Source organism: Sphingobacteriales bacterium (assembly GCA_016719635.1).
Taxonomy (GTDB): Bacteria; Bacteroidota; Bacteroidia; order Chitinophagales; family JADIYW01; genus JADJSS01.
This window is the reverse complement of sequence record JADJYT010000003.1, coordinates 61,472-84,932: the sequence shown is the minus strand read 5'-3', so window position 1 is coordinate 84,932 and position 23,461 is coordinate 61,472. Positions and strand designations below refer to the sequence as shown.

Sequence of the window (23,461 nt, the reverse complement as noted above, 5' to 3'; positions counted from 1 at the left end):
TAAGCCGTTAAGCCGGATAAACAACTATATATTTTTTAAAATGACCATGTATGAATAAACTACTGACGTTACTATGTAGTATTTGTGTGTTAAACACGTTTGCCCTGGATAACCTGTGGCTAAATGTATCGGCAAGCAGACTCCATATGCCGGGTGAGCAGAAAATCATTCCGCTCCAGTCAAATAAGGTGCAGTTGAATGACGCTTCCTTCAGAAACCTCCAGCTTCAGATTCCTTCGGAGGCAAGCGGCCAGTCCATACTTATGCAGCTGCCAACGCCGGACGGCGGATACCGAACGTTCAAGGTGTTTGAACGGGTTACGATGGAGAAGGAGCTGGCGGATAAATACCCGATGATCAAAACCTACCAGGCGATAGCGGCGGATGATCCGTTTGTCACGGCAAAGCTCGATTATACGGAATTCGGATTCCATGCGATGGTCTTCAGCAAAGAGGGCATCTTCTTTATAGACCCCTATACGAATGTCAATACAGGTTTTTATAACTGCTATTACAAAAAAGATTATGTTCGTCAGCCCGGCCAGTTTTCTGTATGTGAAACGCCGGCATCAGATGAGTCACAGCTGTTAAATCCATCGAATACCAACGGACAAAGGCTGGTCAATAATTCAAACAATGCCATCGTTACGGACGGCAAAATCAGAACGTTCCGCCTGGCGCTGGCCTGTACCATCGAGTATTCGGCGGCGGTGGCATCTCCAAATCCAACGAAGGCAAGGGTTCTGAGTGCCATGGTGACTTCCGTAAACAGGGTGAACGGGGTGTTGGAAAAAGATTTGTCTTTCCATATGAATCTCGTACCGAATAATGACACCTTAATCTTTATAACAAGTGATACCTATTCAAACACCAATGGAAGCTCCATGCTGGGTCAGAACCAGACTGTTTGTGACGCCAGAATCGGTAATGCCAATTACGATATCGGCCATGTCTTCAGTACCGGCGGCGGCGGCGTCGCTTTTTTAGGTTGTGTCTGTAATACGGGTAATAAGGCCAGAGGCGTAACAGGCTCATCCAACCCCGTTGGAGACTCTTACGATATTGATTATGTGATACATGAAATGGGGCATCAGTTAGGTGCAAACCATACGTTTAACGCCGGGACGGGTTCCTGCGGAGGCAACAGGGCTTCTTCGTCTGCTTACGAACCGGGAAGCGGAACCACCATTATGGCGTATGCCGGTATATGCGGTACCAATGACATTCAACCGCATTCCGATGATTATTTTCACCGCGCCAGTATCAATGAAATCTATAACTATATCGCCGGCAGTACCGCCTGTGCGGTGATTACCAACAGCAATAATACACCTCCTGAAATCATTGATTATACGGCAACCTATTATATCCCGTATAAAACAAGCTTTGAAATAACGGCAGCGGCAACGGATGCGGATGGTGATCCGATCAACTACTGCTGGGAAGAATATGACCTGGGGCCCGAAGGAAGCTGGGATAATAATGGAATTATAACAGCACCTATCTTTCGTTCAATCTTACCCACCGCTTCCCCTACACGCACTTTTCCAAAATGGGACAGTTTGATTAAGAATGTAATTAAATACAAAGGAGAGGTATTGCCGGAAACCACCAGAGATGTAAAATTCCGATGTACCGTGCGGGATATCAACAACGGGTATGGCAGATTCAATGCACCGAGCGGCAATCTGGTCTTGAAATCTACAATCACGACTTCATTATTCAGGGTTACGAGTTTCCCGTCAGCTTCCAATATTAATGGAAATACCAATCAGACGGTTGCTTGGGATGTGGCAGGTACCACCGCATCTCCGATTTCCTGTGCAAACGTAGATATTTATTTGTCGCTGGACAGTGCGCGAACTTTTCCGTATTTATTGGCCGGCAATACTCCCAATGACGGCAGTGAAAGTGTTCTCATTCCAAATGTCTTTACAGATAATGCTTCTGCACGGATAAAAGTGAAAGGCAGCGGAAATGTATTTTTTGATTTGAATAACGGATGGATCAAAATCAACCAGGCAGTGGTGTCACAGTTTTCTATGAATGATTCTGTGATTTGCAGAGGCAGTTCACTCACGTTCACCAATAGTTCAACCGGTTCACCTGATTCTGTCAGATGGACGATAAACGGAGGAACCCCCTCTACTTCAACCTCTCAAACTACAGTAGATGTGACGTTTAATACGGCAGGTATATATACGGTCAGTTTAACAGCCTATAAAGCAGGTGTGGGAAGTACTCCATTTTCTAAAACACTGACGGTCAACCCGACGGCCATCACACAATTCAGCCGTACGATTTGTCAGGGCGAGAGTGTGACGATAGGCAATCAAACCTTTACGACCCCGGGCAATTACAACGTACACCTGCAGACCAGCTTAGGGTGTGACAGTTCGGTGTATCTAACCCTGACGGTCAACCCGACGGCCATCACACAATTCAGCCGTACGATTTGTCAGGGCGAGAGTGTGACGATAGGCAATCAAAGCTTTACGACCCCGGGCAATTATAACGTACACCTGCAGACCAGCTTAGGGTGCGACAGTTCAGTGTATCTGACCCTGACGGTCAACCCGACGGTCATCACACAATTCAGCCGCACGATTTGTCAGGGCGATAGTGTGACGATAGGCAATCAAAGCTTTACGACCCCGGGCAATTACAACGTACACCTGCAGACCAGCTTAGGGTGCGACAGTTCAGTGTATCTGACCCTGACGGTCAACCCGACGGTCATCACACAATTCAGCCGCACGATTTGTCAGGGCGATAGTGTGACGATAGGCAATCAAAGCTTTACGACCCCGGGCAATTACAACGTACACCTGCAGACCAGCTTAGGGTGCGACAGTTCAGTGTATCTGACCCTGACGGTCAACCCGACGGTCATCACACAATTCAGCCGCACGATTTGTCAGGGCGATAGTGTGACGATAGGCAATCAAAGCTTTACGACCCCGGGCAATTATAACGTACACCTGCAGACCAGCTTAGGGTGCGACAGTTCAGTGTATCTGACCCTGACGGTCAACCCGACGGTCATCACACAATTCAGCCGCACGATTTGTCAGGGCGATAGTGTGACGATAGGCAATCAAAGCTTTACGACCCCGGGCAATTACAACGTACACCTGCAGACCAGCTTAGGGTGCGACAGTTCGGTGTATCTGACCCTGACGGTCAACCCGACGGCCATCACACAATTCAGCCGCACGATTTGTCAGGGCGATAGTGTGACGATAGGCAATCAAAGCTTTACGACCCCGGGCAATTACAACGTACACCTGCAGACCAGCTTAGGGTGCGACAGTTCAGTGTATCTGACCCTGACGGTCAACCCGACGGTCATCACACAATTCAGCCGCACGATTTGTCAGGGCGATAGTGTGACGATAGGCAATCAAAGCTTTACGACCCCGGGCAATTACAACGTACACCTGCAGACCAGCTTAGGGTGCGACAGTTCGGTGTATCTGACCCTGACGGTCAACCCGACGGCCATCACACAATTCAGCCGCATGATTTGTCTGGGCGATAGTGTGACGATAGGCAATCAAAGCTTTACGACCCCGGGCAATTACAACGTACACCTGCAGACCAGCTTAGGGTGCGACAGTTCGGTGTATCTTGTTTTAACGGTAGAAACGCCACCGGCAAAACCAATACTGGATATCCGAAATGATTCCCTGATTGCCACAGGAAGTTCAGCTATAACCTATAAGTGGTATTTGAACGGTGTGTTGCAATCTTCTACTGATTCGCCATCCTTTAAGCCTACACAACCCGGAAATTGGACTGTTGTGGCATTTAGTGCAAACAATTGTGTGTCTGAAACATCCGCACCTTTTATTGTATCCGGTGTAAAGAAGAATAGCCAACAGGTATTGTTTGCAGTGCTGCCGAATCCAAACAAAGGCCAGTTTGATATACAGATTACCGCTGCAAAGAGCGGACAATATATGCTGTCGATGTATAATGTGGCTGGACAGGAGTTGAGGAAAGAAACGCTCAATGTTTCAAAAGGCACTTCTACCCTCCACTTTAATGCGGATCATCTGGAAAATGGCATGTATTTCATTTCTGTTTACGGAGAAGAAGGAATGGTTACACAGACAGTATTGATTCAATAGGATTTATCTTTAAACAACGCATACAGGTACTTTTCATGTGTGCGTTGTTTTTTTATATCTTTGTCCAAACGAAAGATAGTGTCAAAATTCTTAATCATCGGACTGGGAAATATCGGTAAGGAGTATGAGCATAGCCGCCATAATATCGGCTTCGATGCGGCGGATGCGTTCTGTAAGGATTTTAACGGAACATTTGAACTCGGAAGGCTTGCCATGTATGCAATAGTGCTTTACAAAGGGAAACAGCTGCATATCATCAAGCCAACCACCTACATGAACCTGAGCGGAAAGGCGGTTATGTACTGGATGAATGAATTGAAAATTCCCGTAGAAAATATCTTTATCATTTCGGATGATCTAGCCCTGCCGTTTGGTACGCTGAGGGTGCGCGGCAAAGGAAGCAGCGCCGGCCACAATGGTCTCAAATCAATTGAAGACGAATTGATGACACAGGATTATCCGAGGCTTAAATTCGGCATCGGGAATGATTTTCCAAAAGGCAGACAGGTGGAACATGTGCTGGGGAAATGGAACCCGGAACAGGCAGTTGAATTACCCTTAAGAATAAATGTGGCAGTCGAAATCATCAAAAGTTTTTGTACGATCGGCCTGGCGAATACCATGAATAGTTTTAATAACAAGTGAGATGAGAGATGGGAATAACTTATATACACTAACTACAAATTATCATCCATGAAAATATTTTGCGTCGGATTGAATTATAAGGAGCATATCGCGGAGATGAAACATTTTGCCTTTCCGGAGAGCCCTGTTATTTTTATGAAACCCCATACGGCATTGCTGAAAAACGGACAACCGTTTTATTATCCCGATTTTTCCAAAGAGGTGCACTATGAAGGGGAGATAGTGCTGCGCGTTTGTAAGAACGGCAAGAAAATAGATCAAAAGTTTGCCCGAAACTATTACGATGCGTTCACGTTAGGCTTTGATTTTACCGCGCGCGACATTCAGGCGGAACAAAAGAAAAAAGGCTGGCCCTGGGAAATCGCCAAAGGATTTGACGGCTCCGCGTTTATCGGGGATTTCATACCCATAATCAAGAACCTGTCAGACGGCAGGCAAGACCAACTCATTTCCTTTACCATTAAAAAGAATAATGAAATTGTTCAGCAGGGCGATACCTCCATGCTGATTTTTTCCTTTGATGAGATTGTCGCTTATATATCCGGGTTCTTCACCTTACAGCAAGGCGACCTGATTTATACGGGCACGCCACAGGGGGTAGGTCCGGTGCAGATAGGGGATGTGCTGGAAGGTTTTGCCGGAGATGCTCCTTTGGTACGTTGCGAGGTTAAATAGTCTACCAGTTCTGTGGATTAAAAATAACCGCATATTTTGTTTTCACTGGAACTTTAGTTATTTTTGACCTTCTTAAAAATTTATCATTTATCATTCATAAAAAAAAGAGTTTAAAATGCCTTATTTATTCACCTCAGAATCCGTATCAGAAGGACATCCGGACAAAGTAGCCGATCAGATTTCCGATGCATTAATAGATAACTTCTTGGCGTATGACCCGCAGTCGAAAGTGGCCTGCGAAACACTGGTGACTACCGGACAGGTAGTACTGGCCGGAGAAGTAAAATCCAAAGCCTATCTGGATGTACAGGATATTGCCCGGGATGTTATCAAGAAAATCGGGTATACCAAGTCTGAGTATATGTTTGAAGCCAACTCCTGTGGCATCTTATCAGCTATTCACGAACAGTCTCCGGATATCAACCAGGGAGTGGAACGTAAAAAACCGGAAGACCAGGGCGCCGGAGACCAGGGAATGATGTTTGGCTATGCCTGCCGTGAAACAGATACATTCATGCCGTTGCCACTAGAGTTAGCGCATCTGTTGCTGCGGGAACTGGCGGCAATCCGCAGAGAACAAAAGGTTATGAAATACCTGCGCCCGGACGCAAAATCTCAGGTGACGATTGAATACGATGATTACAATAAACCGGTGAAAATTGATGCTATTGTCATCTCCACACAGCACGACGACTTTGCGAAAGAGGCGGTGATGCTGAAACAGATCAAGGAGGATGTGATTAAAATCCTAGTACCGCGTGTGATGAAGAAATTGCCGAAACGCGTACAGGCTTTATTCAATGATAAGATTAAATACCATGTGAATCCAACCGGAAAATTCGTTATCGGCGGACCACACGGCGATACCGGTCTGACAGGCAGAAAAATCATTGTGGATACTTACGGCGGTAAAGGTGCACACGGCGGTGGTGCTTTCTCCGGCAAAGACCCGAGCAAGGTGGACAGAAGTGCGGCATATGCCACACGCCATATTGCTAAACACCTGGTGGCTGCCGGCGTTTGCGATGAAGCGCTGGTACAGGTAGCGTATGCCATTGGTGTGGCGCAACCGGTAGGTTTGTATGTGAATACATTCGGAACGGCAAAAGTCATCATGACGGACGGAGAAATCGCTAAAATCATCTCCAAACTGCCGGAGTTTGATATGCGTCCCTACTTTATTGAAAAACGATTCAATCTTAGAACACCGATTTATCTGGAAACGGCGGCTTACGGCCACATGGGCAGAAAAAGCGAAGAAGTGACAAAGGTGTTCAACAAAGGAAAGGAAAATGAAATCAAGGTGAAAGTGAAGTTATTCCCGTGGGAAGACCTGAATGCGGTAGATGCGGTGAAAAAAGCGTTTAAACTGTAGTATAACCATCGATAAATAGAAAAGATGCCTGTTTCGTGCAGGCATCTTTTTTATTTTGAAAATTCTGTTGTATATTTGCACTCCGAATTGCGGAATTAAATGGAAACGGATAATTTTGCAGTGATACAGAGAGATGGCAGAGCGGTCGAATGCGGCGGTCTTGAAAACCGTTGACTGTTACAGGTCCGGGGGTTCGAATCCCTCTCTCTCTGCTCTTTTATAACTAATTGATTATTAGTTATATACATTGTATCATTTTGTACTTGTATTGTATCATTCATTTTTATGAACACAATACAAGAAAAAAAATTTTTTTCTATCCAGCTAAAACCCACCTCACTGGATATTTCCAAACGCTGGTATTTTGATGCTTACATCTTTACCCACAACGGTAATGATAAAAAGCGCGTCCGGCTTTATGGCAATATCAATAAGGGTACCACCGTTGATGAACGTTTGCTGCTGGCAGATCAGTTTATCAAAACATTAAATGCGGATGTGCCGGTATTGGAGCGGGAAAGTATCTTAAAAAAAGCATTGGCGGTGTCGTCGGTGCAATATCGTTTTAAAACCGTATCGGCCTATCAAACAGTAATTACCTATTGGCTGAAATTCCTAAAGGGAAAACCGGATAATATCGCGACGGCGGAAACGGTGAACGATTTTATTTACTGGCTATATAAAAACGGCACCAATCCTAATACTATTTCAAAATACCGCAATACCCTTTATACGCTTTATAACAAGGCTTTAAAATTAGGGTACTGTACATTCAATCCGGTGGAGAAAGTGCCGGGAATAAAGCGCAATCCGGTTTCATTGCAATATTTTACGGATAAACAGATTTTAACCCTTAAAAATGAGATCAGACAGGAAAACCCGCAATTGTGGTTATGCGTTCAATTGCTCTTTTACTGTTTCATCCGGCCCGGTTAAATCCGGTTTTTGAAAATATCTGATATTAACCTGGAATATTCATTTATTGAAATCCGGGCGGATATTTCCAAAAATAAGAAAACCCAAAAAGTAGCCATACCCGATAAATTCGCGAAAGAATTGGAATTTATCCGGAATTTTCCGAATAATTATTATTTGGTGAGCAAATCGGGGCGACCGGGGCCGGATCATGTAAGCATACGTTGGATTTATGATAATCATTGTACCTATTTGCAGCGGTTGAAAATAACCGGGCGGTATTCGTTCTATTCCTGGAAACATACCGGGGTTGTAAAATGTGTTCAGGCCGGGTTAAATATCCGGGATATTCAAAATCAGTTACGGCATCACAGTTTGGATATGGTACAGATTTATTTGCAAAATTTGGGGGTGCTGCAAAGTGAAGATTTGAAAAAGAAGTACCCTGTATTGTAATGTATGTGTATGTATGTGTTGGTTTTTTCGTGTTTTTTATTGGACTTTTGGACTATTTTAGATAATTCGTTGAAAAATAACAATTTACACAGTCCAAAACCTGTTTTTTATTTTGGATATAGTCCAAAAGTTTTTGGACTGAAACGGAAAACCCGCGCTTTTTTAAAATAAATCGGAATGGGTGCCGGTATTGGTTAGGGTTATTTCCTTTTTGGTGTCGTTTTGCAGCCATATAAGGAGCCAGTCGGGGCGTATGTGGCATTCCCAAAATCCTTTATAATTGCCGGTTAGTTTGTGGGGTTTGTAGTTGGCCGGCAGCTTGCCGTCTGTTTGCAGTTTTTCAATGGCAGTTAAAAGCAATGGCATTTATACCCTCGCTTTTTGCAGATTTTCACATCTTTTTCAAACTCATTAGTTGTGCTTATTTTATACATCAGCTAATCAGTTTTTCAAACCAGCTTTTTACGTTTTTTACTTCTTTTGTACGTCCGCTCTTAGCCGCTTTCATTGATTTTAATGTGCGTTCGTTCGGCTCTTTATATACCTGCACAATGGCTAAATTTTCAAGATATGCCGCTAAGGCGCGCCCATCTTTAGTTTTGGTGTCTATTGATGCATAAATCATACTCATGCTCAAAAATAAAAATTTTTATTGAATTGAACAAAAAAAAATGAAACGGAAAACCCGCGCCGATCGGCGCGGGTTTTCCGTTTCAGAAATTATTGATTTACGGATGAAATATCCGAAGATTTGACAGAAAAAAATCAAACAATCATACGGGCCATTATCTGTGCTAATTCTCTTAAAGAATCATGAGATATTTCTAAAGAAACTGAATTATTATCTTCAGATATTTCAGTTTGTTTTTTTTCTGTTGATGCCGTGATTTTGTAAGATACGGAATTTCTAAAACTATCAACTATTTCATTTTTTTCGATTTTTAATAAGGTGTAATTTTTCATTTTATTAAATTTTAAGCGTTAATGATTGTTTGAAAATTTTGTAATTGTTCAATGAGTGCCGGAATTTCTTCTTTGTGCAATACAAGTTCATCGTAATGGATTTGTTCAAAAAAATTGTTGTAGTTTGGCTTTTTTCGCCACCTTTGTAGCTTTACCTCAGAAATAGAATCTTCTTTAGGTAGTGCCATTTGTGGTTACAATAAAATAAGGTTGATTTTTTTTGGTGGCATTACTTGCGTCTTGCGCTTTCTTTGCCGGTTGTTTTTTCTGATTTCGCATAATTTGAAATTTGAAAGCACCGTGCGCTGCGAAATCAGTCCATTTAAGGAAGGTTGCGTTTCTAAAACGCTCGCACGGCTTATTGTTAATAAATTTTGATTTTTCATAATGAACTAATTTCGCACCACAAACATAACAACAATAATGCCAAATGTCAAGGGGTAGGGCTATTTTTTTTTAGACAATACCGTTTTCAGGTATTCCAGGCAATAGTCTTTATCGGTGCTTTTGGCTGTTTTTATAGCCATTTTGTACATGTCATCATCGGAAAGGCTTAGTTTTCGCCTGTTCTTTTGGTAAAAGTAGGCTAAAGTCAATATTGCCATTCTTTTGTTGCCATTAATGAGGGCATGGCTCTTGTGAGCAAATAAAAAAAATAACTGCTTTGTCTGTAAAGGTTGGGTATAGTTCAATCATAAAAAACGTCTGGAACGGAGTAACCAAACATTTTTTCACCTGTTCTTCATTCTCAAAACTCATTTCCGGTATGGGTTCATTATTTGAAATATGGCTTTTTTGGGCAAAAAGCAAAAGGAGTTAAAACTCTTTTATACTTACTTTACGTACACTACTCATGGGCTAATTTGGTCATAACCTTGCCGTGTTTGGTGTAGAAATCAGACACAAACTTCTTTACGCTCGCCTTTGGCGTACTCCTTTTAGCTGTTATTTTTTTAGCTGCGCTAACGGAAACTGTTGTATTCTTTCTCATATAGCAAAGGTAAATATTTTCGTTACAAAAATCAACTTTATTTTGGACTGAAACGGAAAACCCGCGCCGATCGGCGCGGGTTTATATTGAAATAAATAAATTCTAATTTCAATGGGATATTTTAACTTTTCTTTTTTGCCATCGCTTTATTAAGCAATTTGTTGGCCTGGGCTTTTGTCAATCGTTTTAATTTAGAAACATCAATTTCCTGATTTGCCGGTAATTCTTTTACAAAAAACAACTTATTTACGGGTTTGGTAGTCATAATAATTTGCTTTATTTTTCTTATTTGCCGGGCGTGTTCCTATTACCCTGATTTTTGAATTTCTAAAAGTGAATGATGAAAATAAAATTCTATCAAAAATACTTTTTCCAATACAAATATAACGAATTTCTGTATTACTGTGTTTTTCATCTGAAAAAATTACCAAATTTTCATCATAAAACATACTTTCGGCTTCAATATTAGTGATGCCATGTTTTATAACACTTTTGAATTTATTTCCAATATCCCATTGAAATTTAATCTTTTTCATAATCCTATTTTTTTGCTGCCCGGCGTTTGCGCGGCTTTGTGATCCGGCGGACTTTAGATACTTTTTTCTTTAGTACTTTTTCTTTCCGGGTTTCTTTAGTTAGTTTTTTCTTAAGCGTTTTGATTTTTTTCGCCTGTACTTTTACCTTTTTTTGCAGCGCGGTACCGGCTTTTTTTACGGTGCGTTTTTTTGCTGTCGCTTTTTTCGGTGCCGCTTTTTTAACGGTGCGTTTTTTGGCTGCCGCTCTCTTTTTCGGGGCTGCTTTGCGTTTCTTTTTTTTGTCGAATAATGATAATTGTATCATGGTTGTAAATTTTAATTTTCTGAATAAATGGTGAGTATTTCGGGTTTGCTGAATTGGAACCATTTTACGGCTACTTCGCGGTTATTCTGATCCAATACCCGGAATACCATAATTTCGCCTAATGCTCCAACTTCCAGGCGGAAATCGTTGCATTGTAACGTTGTTTTGGTAGCCTGGGAAAATAATACAACATAATTTTTAGGGTTTTCGCCGTTTGTCTTAACGGTTATCATCACGCTTTTTTTATCCTTATCAAAACCGCTTAAATCAATGCTTGTTTTTGCGCTTTTTTGTAACAATTCTTTAAGGACGTAAACAACAACTATTATTGCTAATCCTATTCCTAAGTATTTTAATGCTTTCATATCTATATTTTTTATGCTCTTACTAATCCGCGGCTTTGGTTACGTTCATCCCTGAATGGTCGTTGCCCGCCGCCGGCGGTTTCCTTAATCATTTCCGTAGCGGGTGCCTTTGTGACGGCTGGGGCTGCGTTTTTTGCCTTAAAAATCTTGTTGCGTTAAACATCTACCGCGGCACCGATAACGGCTAAAATGCCTATGATTATAAGAATGATAACGGTTTTCTTTTTCATCTGAATTTATTTTTTATTGAGTGTGTAAATTAAAGCGGCGGTTAAAAATAGGGCCGAACCTCCCAGCACATACGCCCACATTTTTGAGGGCTTATTATCAGATATTCCGGATTTTGGTTTGGGGCTTATAACGGTAGTATCCGGCAATTCCTGGTTTTTTGACTGCATTTTAAAAACTTTCATTTTTGCCGCGCTGGCCGCCGGTAATGTAAAGGGGGTAAAGCCTACAAAAGAGAATGTAATAAATACATCGTCTTCTTTTGCAATCGGCAAAATAAAACTGCCGTCGCTGTTGCTGGTGCGGCCTATGGTTTCGCCGTTGATCGGCAATAAATTGCCGGTGCTGTCCGTAATGGAAATATTTACATTTTCCATCGGTCTGCCGGTATGGCCATTTACTATTTTTGCCTTTATGATTGCGTACATAATCCTACTTTTTTTTTAGTTCCTTAAATGTTCGTACTATGTTTAGTAAAGCAATGGAAAAACCTACGGATGCCGTTGCAATCGGGGCAAATTCCGCCGCTATTTGGCTAACATCGTGTAGAATATTTACCATACCGATAAAACCTAATCCCACCGCATTCAGGGCGTTTTCTCTGCTGAATAATATGTTTTCTAAATGGTGCATTATGCTATTAATTTTCCTCCGTTTTGTGTATATACTTTTTGTAATTCTGCTATTTTTTTTTCGGGTTGATTATACCCGGCACCGGGCAAACTGGCCCATACTTTGGCTATCTTTTTTATTGCACTTTCAAAATTTCCGTTTTTAACGTCCTCTAATGCGTTTTTTTCTCTTATCAATTCAATACATGCCTTATCTTGACTTTCCGGGCTGAAATCCTTTAAACCCAGCTTTAATGAAAGCCGGTACCAGGTGGAGTATAAAAATTGATATGCGCCCGCCGCGGTGCTGTATGTATTCCTAAACGGTACTTTTACGCGCGGATGCTGGGCGTAATCATTAAACAGTTTTCCGCCGAATAATGTACGGTATCCGTTCGCTCCGGCGGTTCCCTCCGCGTGGCGGATCATCATTAAAAATGCCTTAACGTTATCGTTTCCGTTCATCTTGTTATTTATTTTTCGTATCCATTTTATCCATACTACGGCGTATATTCCCGCCAGCAGAATAACGGATGAAATGATTAAGTATATTTTACCCTTTTTTGATAATCGCATACGCTAAAAAAATTATGATCGCGGCGGCTACCAGCGCGCCGAAAAATAAAACAATGGTTTTTGTTTTCAGGCTGATTTGCACCTCCGGCGTACCGATCAGGTTATTTAATAAACTTTCTTTTTTTTCCTTTTCCATTTTAAAAATTCTTAGTAATTGCAAATCGAATTATTTGTGAAAATAAACCGCCTACTAATGCGGATATTCCGCAAAATGCCAAAACAGATTTAAGAGTAAAACCGGATTGATTATAAATCCGGTTGTCCTCTCTTTTCGCCTGGGGTTGCATGTAAATAGGCTGTAATATCTTTTCGTGAATAGTGGTATTATATACCGTTTTTACTTTTAATTCGCCGTCTTTTATAACTACCTGGGTAATGGTGTCGAATGCGGTATTATATAAAACGGTGTCGCGGCATGGTGCATCTTTTACGAATGATAGTACAGTATCTATGATAGTGTATGAACTATCCATTTTCATAGTTACCACCTGGGGCGCGGCATTCCTGCCGCACCCGGTAGTAAGAAACAAAAACCCTGTTACTATGAAAAAGTATGCTTTCAAATTTTATTTTTTAATGAGTGCCGCCTTTTTATTGTCTGCCGGAAAGAATGAAAGTAAGTCAGGATTTTACCGATAATGCCGGAAATCTTAACACTTTTTTCTGTCGGAATTTTGGCTAAAATCGTTTGGGTGGCCGTTAATGTCGCGCCTATTATTACGATCGCTAAAACCGCCCATTGGGGTAAAGCAATGTTAAACAGTTTTACAACGTCCGGGGCTGTGGCGGTGGTATCTTGTGCAAAAATGCTTACTGCAAATACAAAGAATACGGTAATGAATGATACAATTTTTTTCATGGTATAAAATTTAATTGATGATAGTTTCAATAAATGGAACTGCCCTAAGTTTTGCGCTGGGTAATTCTTTTTTCAGTTCGGCGTATAATGATTTATTGTACGTTAATTCGTTTTGAAAAATATGGCTGATCGTTTTCATTTGTTGTGCGCTTTTAACCTGGCTGGCAATATCCATTAATTCTTTATCGGTAATCATAGCGCGCTGTCTGTCCCACCAGCTCATACCTCTCAATAATTCCAATTCCTCGGCAAAATGTTTAGCAATTTTTCGCGCCGCATTTACTTCACTTACCAGTAATCCGGTTTGCGCTGCTATTTCTTTATCAACCTTATTATCCTGGATAACGTCACCGACGGTATCCACTCCCTGTTTAGCCCGCAATATTGCCCGGTAAACCATATAAATGGCCACAAAAACAATAATGGTTCCGATTGCGTATAATCCTATTTTAAAATAATTCGTTTTCATCTTTTCATTATTACGATTAATACCGCTAATACGGCTATCCCGCCCATTAAATACATCATTTGATTGTTTGCGGCGGGTGTTTGCCCGGTTTTATTTTTAGCCAGTTTTTTACCTTTTTTTGTCCGTTTGCTGCTGCTGTTTTCCGGTTCATCCTGATACATTCTTTTACTGCTGTTGTTGGTGCCGCTTCTTTGCCCTATTTGCGGCACTCCGGCGGATACGCCACCGCCGCCGCTTTCTTCCGCCCCGCCGCCGCCACTATCGGCACCGGGGCCGCCAAATGCGGAGGCCACTATTTTACCGGCTCCGGCTATTGCTCCTGTTATTCCTTTAGCGATCCCCTCCGCGCGCATTGCGCTCGCATGGTGATCGGTCGGTACATAAATACCCTGGTTGGCATAAATGGTTTTGGTTTTCGCTTCTTCGTTAATTATTCGTGCATGGCCCTGCTGTTTCCTCGCGCCGGCCATTTTGCGTATATCTGTGTAGCTCTTTTTTTTGCTTTCCATTCCTGGTGAGATATACCCTTTAAATTTTGTACGGCGGCGTTCATATCTTCTCCCCAGTCGTACAGATCATAAGTTACTTTTATCGCGGATCCGCTGGGGGAGGTTTCCACCCGGCGGATAACAACATTATCGTTATTTACCAAACTATCATAACCCTCATATTGGGAATATTTAGTATTTAACTTGTCTTTTTTTCAGCGCGTTTAAATTGCAGCCACATACGTCGCATATTTACCGGCGTATCGGCATGCAATACCCTTGTAAGGGCTTTTACGGAAGACGTTAACGAATAGCCGGATTTGATGTACTGATCAAAAGCATATTTGTCTACCGCTTCTTCATCGCTGGTACTTGGGTGCAATGTGCGCGGCTTCCTGAAGTAGAATAAAAAACCGGTGTTCCGGCTTATCGTTTTCCAGCGGCTTAGATTTATTTGTAAATGCTTAGTCGTCCGGTTAACTCTTGCAGGGCTTAAACTTTCTCAAAATCGGGTAAAAATTCGTATGTCTTAAAAATTAGATAAGGCCATTGTTACGCTTTGCGTTTTTTCATAACAAAAAACAGTAATCCAATTACCGCAATAATAGCCACTCCGGCAAAAATGTATTTTTTATTTGCTGCCATTTCACCGCTGCCGCTGTCGTCGTCGCTGTCGTCGCCGTCTTCGCTGCCGTCGTTGTCATCATCGGCGTATGTGGTTCCCGCATCGTTGTTGCTGGATTTATTTCCGATAAATGCCCCGGCAATATTGGCCCCGGCGGTTGCCAGATCGCCCACAATGCCTAAACCTTTTTCGATTTTTTCGCTGATGGTTGATCCACCGCTTTCGCTTTCAATTGCTGATCCGGATTGTTCTTTGTTTGCTTTGGCTAATGCTACTGCTGATTTTACATCTTCTGCAACTTTAATATCTTTAGCAATATCCAATGAACGTTTTTGCGCTTTGGATAATTTTCTGTTTTTGCGCTTTGTTTGTCTTTTTACTTTGCGGGCCTGTCGTTTGGATTTCAGTTTTCCACCAAATTCATCGTAACCGTCTTCCGTTATTTCCTCAAAATAATGCACCGTTTCTTCGCCCTCAAAATCTTCTTCAAATAAATCTGAAATGGTATAATCAAAATCATCTTCAAATTTATTGTGGCCTAAAATGGCGCGTTTGATAAAAGCATTTTGCAAGTCCTGGATAAACTCCGGCTTGTCTTTTTGCTGGGCTACCTGAATAGCTAATTTTAAATTTGCCTGGGTGGGGCGTACTTTCAAATTGTACTTTTTGAAAACGTATGCAACGGCTTTTCTTTGCTCGTTTCTCCATTGGAGCGGATGATAAAATTTTACAGGCCGTCCGGTGGGTTCTAACTGCAAATTGGTGATTATTAACCATTTTTTTCTAAATTATGAGATTAAAAAGGGTTAACGGCAATAAATATTACTATCGTTAACCCTTTAATATTTTGATTAATTGCCTTTGGTTACGCTGCCGCCGATCCGTTCATGTACAATTTTAATGTAACGGTAGATGATGCCGCAACGGTCATTTTTACCGCGCAATTTCTGTGTAATTCCAAATCACATCGAACGATTGTAATATTTTGGTCGTAATCTTTTGGAGATCGGAACGAACTAATATCAATCGGTGCAATCCAATCCGCATCTGCTTTGAACGGATTAACCGTACCATACTGTATCAACTGCTGGTGGTTGGCCGCTGTACTTGAAGTAACGGACAAACCGGTTAATTTCTGCCCTGGGTTGGCGTGCAAATACGCTAAAAAAGTATTCATGTTACTTGGTGTTCCGGATGCACTAAGGCCGGAAACGGCACCAATTGCGCTAAATGCTCCATCTTTGATAACGCCGTCTTTAGCCAGTTCCACATCTGCCGCAACGGTAAGGCCGCCGGATACCGTTAATGCCGGTATCGTTAGGTTTCTGTGTGACATGTAGTAAGGGAATTGTCCATGATACAAAAAGAAATCGCGGGCTGCTACGGCTACGTTTGTTATTGTAATCGTATAAATACCCGGAACTTTTCCGGATTTTTTACCGCCGAAATCGTCGTAATTTTCTTCATCGTAATTGTCAAAACCGTTGGCAATTCTTTCCATTACTTCGCGGTTAGCTAATGCCGGGTACATATCCGGGCTTCTGTGTTGTTTAAAAATTTTCATGTGTATTTTGATTTTTAATTTTTACAATATGGGTTATACCGCCGGAGTTGCCGCCGCTGATTTTTTACGGTTTTGAATTTTGTTCCAAATGTAAAGTGCCAGCACTGTGGCCACTACTGTAACCGCTCCGCCGATCAATAATTGTTTAGTGTTCATTTTTTTGTTTTTTGTTGTGATTGATGAATACAATTTTACAAGGTGTTTTTTACATGGTATCCGCTTTATGTATCGTTGTGTATCGTTATGTATTATTATGTATCGTTTTGTATTATTCAGGTATGCCCAAATGAGATATTATTAACTCTACCTGGGCTGGATAAAGCAATTTTGTATGTTTGTCAATGCTTAATTTTTCAATGGATTGCAGCCATTGAATAAACGTTCTTGTGCATACATTATATTTACTTGCTAACTCTTTGATACTGTATGTTTTAACCTTAAATTGGTTCATATTAAAAATATTTTGTAACTTTGTATTGGCTACAAATGAAACGTTTTGGACGTTGAGAGATAGGGCGGTAATTACCGGGCATATACTCGCATTTTGTAGCTTTTATAGGTAGGATCGTTTCGGACGTTTGAAAGACGCAAGTTTTACGACTTTAGCACTAATTCGCCTACCTTATTATTTCCATTTCAATATATTTTTATACTGTGATTTATGTAAGGATTATTTGAATTTTGCACAATTTTATTTACCTGTTTCACTTCTTCAAAGCTGGGGATTTTTCCGGCGTATCGTTCAATATTTTCATTGGTTTTAAAAAGTGTGATACTGTCGGAAAGCCTAAACATATCGGGTTGTACCATCCCAAAACCATGATATAAAAAAATAAGGTCTAAATTCTTTTGCTTACTATCTACAATAAAATTCCGCACATCATCCGGAATGTATCCGCGGATATACTTTGTACAATCTTCAAATACAATTAAAGCATTGGTTACGTTATGGGCTAACTGATAAAATACATCTTCAAAATTATGGCCATAAACGCGAATAATTCCCTTTTTCCAGGCGGGCAGCATTTCAGGGCTTACCGCCCTGTATTTTCGGTAGCTTTCATGATCAATTGTATCCACAATCAAAACCTTTTTCCGGTGCCGTTCTATCAACTTTAGTATATGCGTTGTCTTTCCGGTACCTCGTTTGCCGATCGTAATATTTACATGATTTAACCGCATCTTTTACGCCGCGCCCTCTATTGTTATGGTATATTCCGGTGAAGTATTGCCGTTAACGGTAATGGTATATTTAACCTCATCATTTAATAAATAATCCGGATCGGTATTATAGATAAAATCACCGTTCGGCAAAGTGGTTACAATGCTGCCATGTGCGGGCGGTTGCGTTATATTTACGCTGTAAGAGTATCCCGGATCAATGGTTACATGCTCGGAAATATTGCAATATCCTACGCCTATATACTGACCGTCGCCCCCGTTTTCATCCGCCGTTAAAACGCTGAAATCTTCAGCCGAAAAATTTACTACCGGTTCCGTATTGCCGTCGTTGATCCAGGTACAATTAGAGGATATGGCAAATGCCGCCATAAATGCCGCACATGGTAGGATATTTCCGCCGGTGTTATTGTACGTTACTGAAATGTAATCGTAATAAGTATCAAAGATTGCCAGCGTTTTGATTAATGCCGTTTCGTTGTCGGTTATAAAATCTTCTCCGGTGGTGTTAAAGCTGGTATAACAGGAAAAAACGTACCGCGTTAATATGGCCGCCGTCATGGGCTGCCATTCGTTGCCCGCCTGGTACTTATCTAACAAAAATTGCTGAAAGTATTGGAATACTTGCAATTGCCGTTGTTTGAGTAAAATAATATCTTCACTCAATGCGGTTTCCAGGCTTTCAACTATTGCGATAATTTCGCTTTGTGATCTTGACATGTTAAAACTTTAGTTGTTGTAAAAAATAGCTTCAATCAAATCGGAAAGTTTGTTATCTTCCACATCGTCGGCAAGCATTAACAGACCGTCAAATGCGGCTGGAAAATACCCGATCGGTGAACTGTTTTCCTTTACTTTTCCCAAAACGATTTTTAAGAAATTGCGTTTTTTTTCCGCCGTCCAGTCGTTTATAATTTCCATTGCGGCAATATTCGCATCTTCATTGCCGCCTATGGTTAAATTTTCTTCGGCCAAATAGTTGGTTAGTTGTTCATCCTGTATGAACGTATTTACTTCGGGGGCTGCTTCGGCGGCTGGATTTAATACCGTTAAGTTTTCGCCTGGTTGTAATGTTATTTGCTGCATGTTGTTAGTCTTTACCCATTAATAAACGTTTTCCATTCTGCCGCATTAATGCAAATTTTTCCTGGTAATAAAGTTCATACGCGGTGCATAATCTGTTTAGAAATGCGTTGTTATCCCTCACATTTTGGATGCTGGATTTAAATATACTGCTTATGCTTAATCCGTCCGAATTGCTCAAACAATAGTTGTACAGTTTGGCCAGTTCTACCGTCGGGATACTGTCCGTTAAAATTACCGTTGTCGGTTGCGGGTTGGTGGCCCGGTATTTTGCCCGCCAATTTAAAAACGTGGTAAATAAGCTGTCGTTTTCGGGAGAGGTGCATATCGGGGAAACAAAGCTAATTAATCGGGATTGTAGGGATAAATTATAAATTTTGGCTGTGTCCTGGGCATTCGTTTTGAGTGCCAAAAATAAAAAGGAAATGATAATGATTTTTTTCATGTTGTATAAAATTTAGTTGTTATTAATAGGCGTTTTTCCAGGTGGTTCCGTTCCATATTTGCAATACGCCGGTGCTGCCATCTGTGGCGGTGCAATTGGTACAGATTATCATTAACCAATTATCCGGGCTGGCTATTGCATCTCGTTCGGTGCTTGTCATTCGGCTAATCAATACGCCTTTTGCGCTGCTGGTTACTGTAAGTTTTGCGGACGTTTCTACGTTGCCGCCGATTGATACGCCTCCGGTGCCGGACTGATCATCCGTAAATTGCATCAATACGCCGGTGCCGCCGCTGGTGCCGGTTGCAAGTCGCGTAATTCCATCGGTTCCAATACCGAATGCCATTTGTTTACTGCTTCCGTTAAAATGAATAAGTCCGTAATTATTGGTCGAATAGGTTAAAAAATTTCCATATCCTACAAAACTGTTACCGGTAGCCTGGTTGCCGGTGGTATTTCCCTGTGCTTCTATAAATTTATTATCTCCGGGGCCGGTTCCTATTTTAAAACCATCAGAATAAAATCCACCCATCCAAACGTTGTTTCGTTTGAAAGCCACATTTTGATTATCGGTGGTGCCAATAAAATTAGTGCCGGGATAACCTCCGGAAAGTCCGCTGTTTCCGGTGGTGCTCCATCCGGAAAAAGTTACGCTATCCCTTTTTAATGGGATGCGCTGCAATATTCCATTTATATAAGAATATTGTAAAATACTGTCGCGGCTGGAATTAAAGCCTATCCATGTGGTATCAACTTTTCGTATCATCCGCAATGCGGCGGTACTGTCTGCCAGGGTGCTGAAATTTACTTTTCCGGTTAATACAGCATTTAAGTAATTCCGGGTAGCCATTCGCGTGGTATCTACTTTTAAGGTTCCGCCCTGGGTAATGGTCGGCGCGCCGGTTAATGTGCTATCGGTGTAAATGGTATCTATACCGCCGCCGCCCTGTGGATATTTTACAAGTCCGCCGGTATGCTGGTAAATGTATAAACTGTCATTAACTGTTTTTATACTATCTACCCGGTACCTGGTTAAACTGTCATTGCAATTAATAGATAACAGTATTTTAGTTAACGCCGCGTTCATTTGTGCGGCGGTAATCGCTTTAATGTTGTTGGTTTTGATCGTCCGGTTAATGTATGCCCGCGCGCTGTCGGTGCATGCGGTTTGCGCTGCTATTTGCAGCGAATAGGTAAACAAGAGTAGGTAAAAAAGTTTTTTCATGGTTATTTTTTTAAATAAAGAAATCAATGTTAAAATCGTCGTTATATTCTCCCTCATCGCCTATGGTATAGGCTCCAAACAGGGCCGCCGTTGGCACCAATCCGCCGGAAATGGTATTTATATAGGTGGTAAAAATCGCTTTAAAATGCGTGCTGAAAACGGCCAGTATTTCAGATAGTTCCGTTTCATTTTCGGAAAACAAATCAAATGTATCATTCGTTACGCCGGGATACTTTTTAAAAAGGTTGTTTGTCAGGATCGCGGCGGCAAAGGGCTGCCATTCACCGCCAAACGGCGGGTATTTATCCAGTAAATACGTTTGAAAGAAATGAAAAAAATCCAGTTGTTTGGTAATAACGGACGATAACCCGGAAAGATAGGTTTCTTTCAGGTTATCCATTATCGTTATTATTTCCGGCTGTGTTTTCATGGGTTCGGTTTCATCATTTTATTAATTCCCAGCGGCAATAAACGCGGGAGCATTACCATACCAACGGCAATCAATAAAGCATTGCCGGGGGTGGTTTGTACGTTCACATCTTTCAATAAAACGGATAACGGTTTTATGATCTGTTTTTTTTCGTTTTCCGTTAACGGTAAACTTTTCTTGTATTCCTCGTATTCGGCGTACAATGCACCTAATTTTAATTCTGCATCGTCTAATCTGTCCTCTTTTCGGGTGTTGCTGGTTTGTATTTTATAGGCCAGCACTTTGAGGGCGGCGCGCTGGTCGTCGCTGAATGCTGATTTTTCGTACAGAATTGGGAACAGGTTAACGATTAACGCATCGGCACCGTCCACAATAGCCGGGGCAAGGGTGCTACTGTCGTATGCCGCTTCAAAGTTATCCGCCACTTTTTCGGCGGCCACTTCTTTTAGCTTATCCGCGTCAAATTCGGCGTTAAATTCGCTGTTATCATCAATTGGCTGTATTGTTTCCGCTTCCTGGATAACGTTAAAATTCCGTTCCTGGGTGGGTATTTCCAATTCTTTGGCTAAGTCGAACGTTTCTATATTATTTTCAGACATTGTTTTTTTTGTTTTTTTGTATTAACTTTGTAAAGAATGGTGGGGGTGGTCTTAAAAAGCTGCATTATAATCCCACCATTTATTTTTTTCTGTAAATGTTAATATCAAAACTGTAATAAAATTTACCGTCATTTCTCAATTGTATTGAATACCTTAATAATTCCGGTTTATTATCAATAATAACCTTACATTTAAAATTTAGATAACCTACTACATATTTGGCATCCGACGGTTTAGGGCTGCCAAAATTTGTAAACTCACCATATTTAACGATTTTATCTAATCCGGAAATCAATACGGCTTTTTGGGATAAATACCACCACCAAAGGCGGTTTTTTTGCACCCAGTTGAGTAAACAAAATCAATATTGATTTAGATTCATTGATAACTTTAGTTCCTGAAAAAGATTCACGATAAATACGATAAACCAATTTTCTAACCTCCAAAGGTTTTAATGGTAAAATTACAGTTGTCGAAAATCGTGGTATAATTGTTTGCTTATATTTCATTGTTATCCCTTTTTTCGATTAACGTTAAAACCTGGGTATCTATTAAACGCTGCTGCTGGTGGGCTGTCAGGTATTTAGGGGCGTTATTTATGATAATATTCAGTACGGTTTGTAAATGCTCCTTTTTTTCGTCGGTAAGTCCGTTTATTATTCCGGGTAACTTCGTTAATACCATTATTCCGCCGGTTACGCTGGTGGGTATTTTCCCGCCGATCATATCAATAAACAATAATATTAAATCGGTGGTGGCCTGGGTGGTTTGCTTCAATTCGCGGTTTTGTAATACAAGCATTTCCAGTTGTTGTTTATCAACTTTGATTAACTCGCTTTCCGGCCGATCTGTATTTAAAAATGCTGTCATACTGTTATATTATCCCCACCAAAAAAATCCGTTTTTAGCTTTGTTTTCCGGGGCAGCCGGTGCGGTTTTTACGGATTGTTTTTTTATTTCTGCCAGTTCATTGGTTAACCTGATTATATCATCTTTGCGCTGCTGTATTACGGCTTGCATTTCATTGATATAGGTATTTAATTCCAGGTTGGTTTGTTTGAGTGCGGCAATGGTTTCTTTATAAAAATCAATTTCTTTGGTAATATCTTCCGGAGTGGTGGGGGTGCTGCCGTATTGTTTGCATAAATACGCAACGAATTGCGTTAAGTTTGCCGGGCGTTCCGCGGCGGGAATGGTATTCAAAATTTGGGTTATATTGGTTTTTATAGCTGTGTTTGCAGCAATTGCCATTTTATCTTTAACCCATGTATTGATATTTTCACTCATTTTGTTTACTTTTGTACTGATTCCAGGAATTATTAGGGTAAGGCCCCGTTTTCGGATAAAACCGGAATGGTCTTACCCTATTTCTTTATACATTCATTTAAATAATACTGAAATTTTCCGCCCTCTTTTTTTAATAATTCTGTGGTAAACTTTAAATGTTTATTTTTCACATCTGAAAAATGTGAAGAAAAAACATAGGTTTTCCAAATCGTGAAAAATATTACATGGTTATTTTGTGTTTTCAGTTTCGGACTGTGTTTGGACTGTATTTGGACTACTTTTGGACTGCTGAAAACTCAATAAATACGGCAGTTTGGAAGCGAATAGTCCAAAAGTCCAAAAGTTTTCTTTTTATAGCTTAACAGTAAAGAGTAAAGAGAAAATAAAGAAAGAGAATAGGACGGCGGTAATTTCCGGGCTGGCGGATCGGCGGCG

The 23,461-nt window shown here is 41.1% G+C and carries 36 protein-coding genes and 1 tRNA gene; 7 read left to right on the top strand and 30 right to left on the bottom strand.

Translation table 11 applies throughout. The features are described from left to right. Window positions 1-50 precede the first annotated feature (50 nt). The 7 genes from IPM95_07120 (at window position 51) to IPM95_07090 (ending at window position 8,199) form a co-directional block, all read left to right on the top strand. Complete coding sequence (locus IPM95_07120) at window positions 51-4,133, top strand: PKD domain-containing protein (protein ID MBK9329074.1); 4,083 nt, start codon at window positions 51-53, stop codon at window positions 4,131-4,133. A 78-nt stretch (window positions 4,134-4,211) separates the two neighbouring features. Beyond that, window positions 4,212-4,778, top strand: coding sequence for an aminoacyl-tRNA hydrolase (locus IPM95_07115; GenBank protein MBK9329073.1), 567 nt, complete (start codon window positions 4,212-4,214; stop codon window positions 4,776-4,778). Between the two features lie 48 nt (window positions 4,779-4,826). Continuing rightward, the gene (locus IPM95_07110; GenBank protein ID MBK9329072.1) at window positions 4,827-5,453 is read left to right on the top strand and encodes a fumarylacetoacetate hydrolase family protein; all 627 of its coding nucleotides are present in this window, start codon (window positions 4,827-4,829) and stop codon (window positions 5,451-5,453) included. 115 nt (window positions 5,454-5,568) lie between these two features. Beyond that, the gene (locus tag IPM95_07105) at window positions 5,569-6,828 is read left to right on the top strand and encodes a methionine adenosyltransferase (protein ID MBK9329071.1); all 1,260 of its coding nucleotides are present in this window, start codon (window positions 5,569-5,571) and stop codon (window positions 6,826-6,828) included. A gap of 127 nt (window positions 6,829-6,955) precedes the next feature. After that, a tRNA-Ser gene (locus IPM95_07100) sits at window positions 6,956-7,040 on the top strand. A gap of 73 nt (window positions 7,041-7,113) precedes the next feature. Then, window positions 7,114-7,764, top strand: a complete 651-nt coding sequence (locus IPM95_07095; protein MBK9329070.1) for a phage integrase SAM-like domain-containing protein — start codon at window positions 7,114-7,116, stop codon at window positions 7,762-7,764. A gap of 9 nt (window positions 7,765-7,773) precedes the next feature. Beyond that, window positions 7,774-8,199, top strand: a complete 426-nt coding sequence (locus IPM95_07090; protein MBK9329069.1) for a site-specific integrase — start codon at window positions 7,774-7,776, stop codon at window positions 8,197-8,199. Between the two features lie 162 nt (window positions 8,200-8,361). On the opposite strand, the gene IPM95_07085 is transcribed toward IPM95_07090, so the two are convergent. From IPM95_07085 to IPM95_06940, 30 genes are all read right to left on the bottom strand, one after another. Then, a complete protein-coding gene (locus IPM95_07085) occupies window positions 8,362-8,565 on the bottom strand; it encodes a type II toxin-antitoxin system YafQ family toxin (GenBank protein MBK9329068.1) in 204 nt (67 codons plus the stop codon). Between the two features lie 67 nt (window positions 8,566-8,632). Beyond that, window positions 8,633-8,830, bottom strand: coding sequence for a hypothetical protein (locus IPM95_07080; GenBank protein MBK9329067.1), 198 nt, complete (start codon window positions 8,828-8,830; stop codon window positions 8,633-8,635). Window positions 8,831-8,964: 134 nt separating this feature from the next. Further along, window positions 8,965-9,162: a hypothetical protein gene (locus tag IPM95_07075; GenBank protein ID MBK9329066.1), complete on the bottom strand. Its 198-nt coding sequence runs from the start codon at window positions 9,160-9,162 to the stop codon at window positions 8,965-8,967. A gap of 11 nt (window positions 9,163-9,173) precedes the next feature. After that, complete coding sequence (locus IPM95_07070; protein MBK9329065.1) at window positions 9,174-9,350, bottom strand: hypothetical protein; 177 nt, start codon at window positions 9,348-9,350, stop codon at window positions 9,174-9,176. A 258-nt stretch (window positions 9,351-9,608) separates the two neighbouring features. After that, a complete protein-coding gene (locus IPM95_07065; protein MBK9329064.1) occupies window positions 9,609-9,767 on the bottom strand; it encodes a hypothetical protein in 159 nt (52 codons plus the stop codon). Window positions 9,768-10,009: 242 nt separating this feature from the next. Continuing rightward, the gene (locus IPM95_07060) at window positions 10,010-10,153 is read right to left on the bottom strand and encodes a hypothetical protein (protein ID MBK9329063.1); all 144 of its coding nucleotides are present in this window, start codon (window positions 10,151-10,153) and stop codon (window positions 10,010-10,012) included. A gap of 242 nt (window positions 10,154-10,395) precedes the next feature. Further along, window positions 10,396-10,689 (bottom strand): BrnT family toxin, encoded by a 294-nt coding sequence (locus tag IPM95_07055; protein ID MBK9329062.1) that lies wholly within the window; start codon window positions 10,687-10,689, stop codon window positions 10,396-10,398. Between the two features lie 4 nt (window positions 10,690-10,693). Continuing rightward, on the bottom strand, window positions 10,694-10,993 hold the full coding sequence (locus IPM95_07050) for a hypothetical protein (GenBank protein MBK9329061.1): 300 nt from the start codon (window positions 10,991-10,993) through the stop codon (window positions 10,694-10,696). An 11-nt stretch (window positions 10,994-11,004) separates the two neighbouring features. Further along, window positions 11,005-11,358, bottom strand: a complete 354-nt coding sequence (locus IPM95_07045) for a hypothetical protein (protein ID MBK9329060.1) — start codon at window positions 11,356-11,358, stop codon at window positions 11,005-11,007. 236 nt (window positions 11,359-11,594) lie between these two features. Continuing rightward, window positions 11,595-12,014 carry a hypothetical protein gene (locus IPM95_07040; GenBank protein MBK9329059.1) on the bottom strand — a complete coding sequence of 140 codons (420 nt, stop codon included), beginning with the start codon at window positions 12,012-12,014 and terminating at the stop codon, window positions 11,595-11,597. Between the two features lie 4 nt (window positions 12,015-12,018). Then, window positions 12,019-12,219, bottom strand: a complete 201-nt coding sequence (locus tag IPM95_07035) for a hypothetical protein (GenBank protein MBK9329058.1) — start codon at window positions 12,217-12,219, stop codon at window positions 12,019-12,021. After that, complete coding sequence (locus IPM95_07030) at window positions 12,219-12,626, bottom strand: glycoside hydrolase family 104 protein (protein ID MBK9329057.1); 408 nt, start codon at window positions 12,624-12,626, stop codon at window positions 12,219-12,221. Before IPM95_07030 ends, IPM95_07035 begins: the two co-directional genes overlap by 1 nt. A gap of 124 nt (window positions 12,627-12,750) precedes the next feature. After that, window positions 12,751-12,909: a hypothetical protein gene (locus IPM95_07025; GenBank protein MBK9329056.1), complete on the bottom strand. Its 159-nt coding sequence runs from the start codon at window positions 12,907-12,909 to the stop codon at window positions 12,751-12,753. A gap of 1 nt (window position 12,910) precedes the next feature. Further along, window positions 12,911-13,336 carry a hypothetical protein gene (locus IPM95_07020; GenBank protein ID MBK9329055.1) on the bottom strand — a complete coding sequence of 142 codons (426 nt, stop codon included), beginning with the start codon at window positions 13,334-13,336 and terminating at the stop codon, window positions 12,911-12,913. Continuing rightward, a complete protein-coding gene (locus IPM95_07015; protein ID MBK9329054.1) occupies window positions 13,333-13,632 on the bottom strand; it encodes a hypothetical protein in 300 nt (99 codons plus the stop codon). Before IPM95_07015 ends, IPM95_07020 begins: the two co-directional genes overlap by 4 nt. 10 nt (window positions 13,633-13,642) lie before the next feature. Further along, window positions 13,643-14,101, bottom strand: coding sequence for a hypothetical protein (locus IPM95_07010; protein ID MBK9329053.1), 459 nt, complete (start codon window positions 14,099-14,101; stop codon window positions 13,643-13,645). Then, window positions 14,098-14,610: a hypothetical protein gene (locus IPM95_07005; protein MBK9329052.1), complete on the bottom strand. Its 513-nt coding sequence runs from the start codon at window positions 14,608-14,610 to the stop codon at window positions 14,098-14,100. Before IPM95_07005 ends, IPM95_07010 begins: the two co-directional genes overlap by 4 nt. Window positions 14,611-14,788: 178 nt before the next feature. Then, entirely contained in the window at window positions 14,789-14,971 is a 183-nt protein-coding gene (locus IPM95_07000) for a hypothetical protein (GenBank protein ID MBK9329051.1), read from the bottom strand. A gap of 170 nt (window positions 14,972-15,141) precedes the next feature. After that, window positions 15,142-15,870: a hypothetical protein gene (locus tag IPM95_06995; protein MBK9329050.1), complete on the bottom strand. Its 729-nt coding sequence runs from the start codon at window positions 15,868-15,870 to the stop codon at window positions 15,142-15,144. A gap of 209 nt (window positions 15,871-16,079) precedes the next feature. Further along, window positions 16,080-16,778, bottom strand: coding sequence for a hypothetical protein (locus IPM95_06990; GenBank protein ID MBK9329049.1), 699 nt, complete (start codon window positions 16,776-16,778; stop codon window positions 16,080-16,082). A gap of 636 nt (window positions 16,779-17,414) precedes the next feature. After that, the gene (locus tag IPM95_06985) at window positions 17,415-17,960 is read right to left on the bottom strand and encodes a hypothetical protein (protein MBK9329048.1); all 546 of its coding nucleotides are present in this window, start codon (window positions 17,958-17,960) and stop codon (window positions 17,415-17,417) included. Window positions 17,961-17,963: 3 nt separating this feature from the next. Beyond that, window positions 17,964-18,677: a hypothetical protein gene (locus IPM95_06980; GenBank protein ID MBK9329047.1), complete on the bottom strand. Its 714-nt coding sequence runs from the start codon at window positions 18,675-18,677 to the stop codon at window positions 17,964-17,966. 9 nt (window positions 18,678-18,686) lie between these two features. Beyond that, window positions 18,687-19,043, bottom strand: coding sequence for a hypothetical protein (locus tag IPM95_06975; protein ID MBK9329046.1), 357 nt, complete (start codon window positions 19,041-19,043; stop codon window positions 18,687-18,689). Window positions 19,044-19,047: 4 nt separating this feature from the next. Beyond that, window positions 19,048-19,485: a hypothetical protein gene (locus tag IPM95_06970; GenBank protein MBK9329045.1), complete on the bottom strand. Its 438-nt coding sequence runs from the start codon at window positions 19,483-19,485 to the stop codon at window positions 19,048-19,050. Between the two features lie 22 nt (window positions 19,486-19,507). Continuing rightward, window positions 19,508-20,710, bottom strand: a complete 1,203-nt coding sequence (locus IPM95_06965) for a hypothetical protein (protein MBK9329044.1) — start codon at window positions 20,708-20,710, stop codon at window positions 19,508-19,510. Between the two features lie 10 nt (window positions 20,711-20,720). Then, the gene (locus tag IPM95_06960; GenBank protein MBK9329043.1) at window positions 20,721-21,140 is read right to left on the bottom strand and encodes a hypothetical protein; all 420 of its coding nucleotides are present in this window, start codon (window positions 21,138-21,140) and stop codon (window positions 20,721-20,723) included. Then, complete coding sequence (locus IPM95_06955; protein ID MBK9329042.1) at window positions 21,137-21,739, bottom strand: hypothetical protein; 603 nt, start codon at window positions 21,737-21,739, stop codon at window positions 21,137-21,139. The genes IPM95_06960 and IPM95_06955 overlap by 4 nt, the downstream gene beginning before the upstream one ends. A 275-nt stretch (window positions 21,740-22,014) precedes the next feature. After that, the gene (locus IPM95_06950; GenBank protein ID MBK9329041.1) at window positions 22,015-22,248 is read right to left on the bottom strand and encodes a hypothetical protein; all 234 of its coding nucleotides are present in this window, start codon (window positions 22,246-22,248) and stop codon (window positions 22,015-22,017) included. After that, window positions 22,238-22,609, bottom strand: a complete 372-nt coding sequence (locus tag IPM95_06945; GenBank protein ID MBK9329040.1) for a hypothetical protein — start codon at window positions 22,607-22,609, stop codon at window positions 22,238-22,240. The genes IPM95_06950 and IPM95_06945 overlap by 11 nt, the downstream gene beginning before the upstream one ends. Before the next feature lie 9 nt (window positions 22,610-22,618). Then, entirely contained in the window at window positions 22,619-23,026 is a 408-nt protein-coding gene (locus IPM95_06940; protein ID MBK9329039.1) for a hypothetical protein, read from the bottom strand. Window positions 23,027-23,461: the final 435 nt, after the last annotated feature.